Annotated in this window: 6 protein-coding genes and 1 pseudogene; all 7 read right to left on the reverse strand. The window is 29.8% G+C overall.

Translation table 11 applies throughout. From position 1 onward, the window contains the following. Positions 1–333: LD-carboxypeptidase (locus GOQ27_RS12415; protein ID WP_350445918.1), on the reverse strand; the 333-nt coding region annotated here is incomplete at its 3' end. Positions 334–499: 166 nt separating this feature from the next. Then, positions 500–904 (reverse strand): annotated as a pseudogene (locus GOQ27_RS12420) (GNAT family N-acetyltransferase); the annotation flags it as partial. Between the two features lie 152 nt (positions 905–1,056). Beyond that, on the reverse strand, positions 1,057–1,542 hold the full coding sequence (locus GOQ27_RS12425; protein WP_203367194.1) for a cysteine hydrolase family protein: 486 nt from the start codon (positions 1,540–1,542) through the stop codon (positions 1,057–1,059). Between the two features lie 66 nt (positions 1,543–1,608). After that, positions 1,609–2,586: a P-loop NTPase family protein gene (locus GOQ27_RS12430; RefSeq protein ID WP_203367195.1), complete on the reverse strand. Its 978-nt coding sequence runs from the start codon at positions 2,584–2,586 to the stop codon at positions 1,609–1,611. A gap of 152 nt (positions 2,587–2,738) precedes the next feature. Next, positions 2,739–3,011, reverse strand: coding sequence for a CD3324 family protein (locus GOQ27_RS12435; protein ID WP_203367196.1), 273 nt, complete (start codon positions 3,009–3,011; stop codon positions 2,739–2,741). A 548-nt stretch (positions 3,012–3,559) separates the two neighbouring features. Then, positions 3,560–4,225 carry a ribose-5-phosphate isomerase RpiA gene (gene rpiA / locus GOQ27_RS12440; protein ID WP_203367197.1) on the reverse strand — a complete coding sequence of 222 codons (666 nt, stop codon included), beginning with the start codon at positions 4,223–4,225 and terminating at the stop codon, positions 3,560–3,562. Positions 4,226–4,651: 426 nt separating this feature from the next. Continuing rightward, a partial coding sequence (locus GOQ27_RS12445; protein WP_252187839.1) for a RidA family protein occupies positions 4,652–5,438 on the reverse strand: 787 nt, incomplete at its 5' end.

The following is a 5,438-nucleotide window of genomic DNA, read 5'->3' on the forward strand; positions in this document are numbered from 1 at the left end:
CCCAATTACTATTTTGGGGTTTTGAATAAAAGATTCATAATCTATATAAGGTAAAAGTGAATTAGAATTCATCCCTCCAATTGTTGCCATAATACATTTAATATTAGGATCTCGAATTAGAGCATTTAGCTCCTCTACTCTTTCTTTTATTGAACCTGAACGATAGTAATCTGATTTTCTGGTAAGATTTCCCTCAACTATTTTGTATCCCTTATTTTCTAGATATTTTTTCGCTCTTTCATATGTATTAAGATTACTGACTGGACATGATGGTGAGAATATACCTATACTGTCTCCATATCTTAATTTTTCTAATTTCTTAATATTTAACACTCCCTATCTATTATTTATTCTATTATTATTAAATAATAAATGACCAAATAGAATACCTTATGCGACTATTGTACATGACAATATCTTTCTGAATCATAGTTCAGAATTTATTCTTATATTTAAGTTTTAGCGAACTTTGTTTCGTTAATTTTTATTTCTATTTCGATCAATAACTATTGTACTCCTTCTTAAGTATTGAAAGCATAACCATATCATGACTTTTCTCTTTCCAATAACTACGCTCTCGTAAGACACCCTCTTTTATAAAACCTAACTTTTCAAGAACTCTAATTGATGCTTGATTTTCTATAGATACTGTGGCTTCAATTCTATTTACTTCCATATTATTCAGAGTGAATTCAATTATTTTATTTAATGCTTCAGTCATAATCCCTCTATTCCAATATTTATCACTTAAATCATATCCTAAATCCGCCCTCACTTTAGGAATTTCAACTTCACATTTACAAAAACCAAAAATTTCAGGTTCATTTTTATAAGAAATTCCCCAAAAAATTGCTCTTTTTTGTTCAAACTGCTCTCCAAACCATCTAACTAGGTCCTCTACTTGGTTTACATTGGTAAAAACCTCAAATGTATCATACTTTACTACTTAAGGATTACTTAAAAGTTTATATATACTGTTTACATCCTCTTGTTTTATCTCTCTTAAGATTAATTTTTCCGTACTCATTTCTGGAAAAGTACTAAATATTTCTTTCATCATATATCACTTAACATGTATGAAAGTACTTCATAAGAAATCAATGATCTATTATTATATATATCCAATAATCCATTTGGATGAATTGCAAATATACCATGCTGGAGCATAGCAGCTCCAAACTCTCTTTCTATTGCTCCATTAAATGTAGCCAATATACAATGCTCAGCTGCATTACCACACAAAACAATAAAATCGATTTCTCTTTCTTTTAATACTTCCTCTAGATTTGTTTTCCAAAAACTATTACTAAATACCTTCTGAACTTCAATATCAGTATCCTTAACAATTAGCTCCTCTACATTTTGAAAGTTTTCATCATTACCAGCCTCAACATCCCTCACAATTATTACGGGTTTATCTGACTTTCTAAATAATCTTGCAGTCTCATTAATATATTCAAAGGTATTAATATACTCTTTTTCTCCTTTTCTATCTCCAATAAAAGCTTTTTGCACATCAATTATTAATAATGCCATATTCATCCTTGATCATCCCCTATATAAATATTTTAATAATATTTATTATTTTTTTAAAAACTAAATTCATGCCTATTTATCTTTTACCTTATATAACTTCTTACCTTCTAATTTCTTTCTTCCACCCTTTAAACTAAGTTCTTCAATTAAACCCTCTTCATTTTCATTGAACTTCAAAAATACTGGAAATGACTCTAAATAAAAGAAATTATCTTCCCCTGTTTCTACAGGGAGAACGCTAATATCCGGCCAGATTAAGTCACATACCATATTGCCATTTAGAAGCTTAATAGTACAGCTTAACTCACCTTCCTCTTCCTTATAAGTACCACAGTATCTTTTCTTCTCTTCTAAGCTTAGATCTATTATTTTATTAACTAAATTTAGTTCTAAAAAATCTAGCATTTGCTGACGATAATCATCCCATTTTCCTTCTGAGTTTTCCATAGCTAGTTTATTAAATTGACTTCTATCAAATAGTTGATGGGTAAAATCCTGATAATCTGCCCAAAGTTTTATAACTCCTACCTCTCCTGATACAGCACTTAATTTAACATAGGGAGTCTGGATATCTGAATCAATAAACCACTTTTTCCAAGCATCCCCCCGACGCTTCCAAATTCTTCTAATAGACTGATCAACATCTTCTTGATAGAAATAAAATAGTGTGGGATTTAAAGATTTAAGTATTTCTTCAATTTCTTGAGTAAACTCAAGTATCTTAGACTCTTCTAGATTATTTTGAAAAAGTATTCTAACAGTATCCTGAAAAATAAAACTTTCAATTATATGTATTTCCTCGGATTGACTTGCTTCTTCAGCAAATTTTCTCCATAGCTTGGGGATTGTCCTTATAAATTTATTCACCTCAGCTTGGGAAGTAAATACTTCCACATCTTCCTCATATTCTAAAGGATGACCTGTTTCTTCCTCATGGTACCACTTAACTTTAATACTATTCCTCTTTAATTGATTTGCTAAAAACTGAGATGTGGTGGATTTACCTGAACCAGTTATACCATCTATAAGAATTAGTTTTGTATTAATCATAGTTCACTCACTCCTAATAATTAATTATTTCAGAAATTCTATCTATACCTTAATTATATTAATAAATCCCTAGTAGAACTATGTAAAGAATAATTATAAAAAGTTTTTTATATAAAAATATTTGCTGGATGTAAACACATCCAGCAAATATATCACCTATTTTTTCTGGTATAAACTATTTTTTTAATACTATCAACTGAAAGATAAAACTCTTCGGAGAGTTCATCAACTGATAATCCAATTTCAAATTTCTTGCAAATTTTTTTATTTCTATTTTTTAAATAAGCTTTATTCCCTGACTCTTCTCCCCACTTTTTTCTAGCTCCTTTAGTCTTTGGAATATATATAATCTCACCTTGAGCATGTCTTTGTATTTCTATTAGTAATTCCTTTGGAAAAATCGCTTCAGCATTCTTATATTTCATCTTTAATTCACTCCCTAAAATAATCTCTAAAATAAGGAAGTGAATATTATATTCTCTTTCCTAATACATTAAAGGGAAATTTAGATTGAGATATTTTAGTTCCTCATATTGTTAATCTTCTAATAAACATTTCTTTCATCCCCTTTTTGGTAATATTCAAAATAATCATATTATTTAAGATATTTATATTCTATAACACTATATACTATTTATCAATGACTCTATATTTATCCTTATAATATTTCTTTTAGAATCACTATTAAAACGAAGTATAGTGTACCTTTTAAATATTATAGTATGGTTACATAAGAGTTAACTATTAAATATAACAAGGATTAAAACAAGGATATATAAGATCTAAATCAGATATATCCTTGCTTCAATTTTACTATGTTATTCTCTATATAAACAGATAACTACCCCTTTCATCCCCGTATTCTTCTCAGTAATTACCCCATTCTACATATAGCTTCATATTTCTATTTTTTTCGTTTTTATTTGACCTTATTTTATCATAATTTATAATTAAGACTTCCTTTTAACCAGTATCATCTATTAACAATTTCTAATGAATTATCCTTACCTATAATAACGGTATCTACTATATTAATGAATAGTCCATGTTCCACAACACCTGGTATGGAATTTAAAGTTTTTTCTAATTCATATGGATATTCAATCTTATTTATATATAGATCTATTATATAATGTTGTGAATCAGTTATAAAAAAATCACCATTATTAATTCTTAATCTAGGATTCAAATTCATATCTTTAAATTTTGTAAGAATATGATTATACGCAAAGGGAATAACCTCTACTGGTAATGGAAATTCACCTAATTGATTAACTATTTTGCTAGAATCTACAACCCATATTACTTTCTCTGAAGAAATAGCTACAAGCTTTTCATACAATAAAGCCCCTCCTCCACCTTTAATTCCATTTAAGGAACTATCTACTTCGTCAGCTCCATCAATAGTAATATCAATCTTACCTACATCATTTAAATCTACTAACGGTATTCCTAATTTTTGTGCTATTGTTGTAGTTGAACTTGATGTAGAAACTGCCTTTATTTTTAATCCATTTTCTAGCATTTGACTTATTCTTTTCATAGTATAATATACTGTTGAACCTGTACCTAAACCAACAATCATTCCATCTCTTATAAGTTCTGCTGCTCTTTCTCCTGCAATTTTTTTATCATCCATTCTTCCACCTCATGAATATTTAATTTAATAAACCTATACTATACCTCCTTATTAATAGATTACATTTGTAATCAGTGAATGTCAAGAAGTTTTTTCAAATTATTCAAAATATTTAACTTTTTATAAAAGACTGTCTTAGTTTTGATTGTTGAAATTATTTAGATAAGGTCTAATCTGTCATAATATAACTAGAATTTTAATTATGACAAACTCAAAGAAAGAAAAAAGGATAAAATGCCAAATGCATTCCATCCTAGTAAGTCCAGTTATTATATAGATTTATCTCAGTTTGTCACAATGTTCATTATGACAAATCAGACCTTACTTAAATTATATCAACAATTAAGACTAATACATCCTTACGAAAAAAAGACGTTAGCGAGTTTTTACTCACCAACGTCAAATATTTTACAACCGAAAAGCCTGTTATGCTTTTGGAGGTGTTCCTTCAGCGTTTGATACAACTGCATCGATTTGGACTAAAGCATCTTTAAGTAAAGCTGACATGCCAACTATTGTTCGTGCAGGAACACCACTTGGGAAGGATTTTGTGTAAACTTCGTTTACAGCATCAATATCTTCGATATTTTTAAGGAATATATTTACTTTAACCACATCCTCCATAACGTGGTCGACACTTTCTACAATTGCCTTGATATTTTTTAAGCACTGTTCAGCCTGCTCTTTTACACCACCAGCTACCATTTTACTAGTTTTTGGATCTAGAGGAAGTTGGGCTGAAATATGATTGTAATGAGAAAAAGCTACAGTTTGTGTATATAGAGAACTTTTTGGTGCATTTTCAGTATTGTTTGCTTCTATGATAATTCCATGCCTGTCTTCAACAACTTGTGGGGGTGTACCATCTCCGTGTGATACCACTGCTTCAATTTGCACCAAAGCATGCATAGGTAAAGCTGAAGCTGCGACTATTGTCCGTGCAGGGACATAGGCTACGGCCCTGGCAATAGCCGAGTCTGGGAAAAATGTTGTATAAACTTCGTTTACGGCTTCAATATCCGAGAGGTTTTTAAGGAAGATATTAATTTTAACAATATCGTCAAAAGGAACATCGATACTTTCTAAAATTGCCTTGATATTCTTTAAGCACTGTCCAGCTTGCTCTTTTACACCACCGGCTACCACTCTACCAGATTTTGGATCGATGGGTAATTGAGCTGAAAGATTATTGTAATGAGAAAAAGCTACAGTT

It is taken from the genome of Anaeromonas frigoriresistens (assembly GCF_016820655.1).
In the GTDB taxonomy this organism is placed as follows: Bacteria; Bacillota; Clostridia; order Tissierellales; family SIT17; genus Anaeromonas; species Anaeromonas frigoriresistens.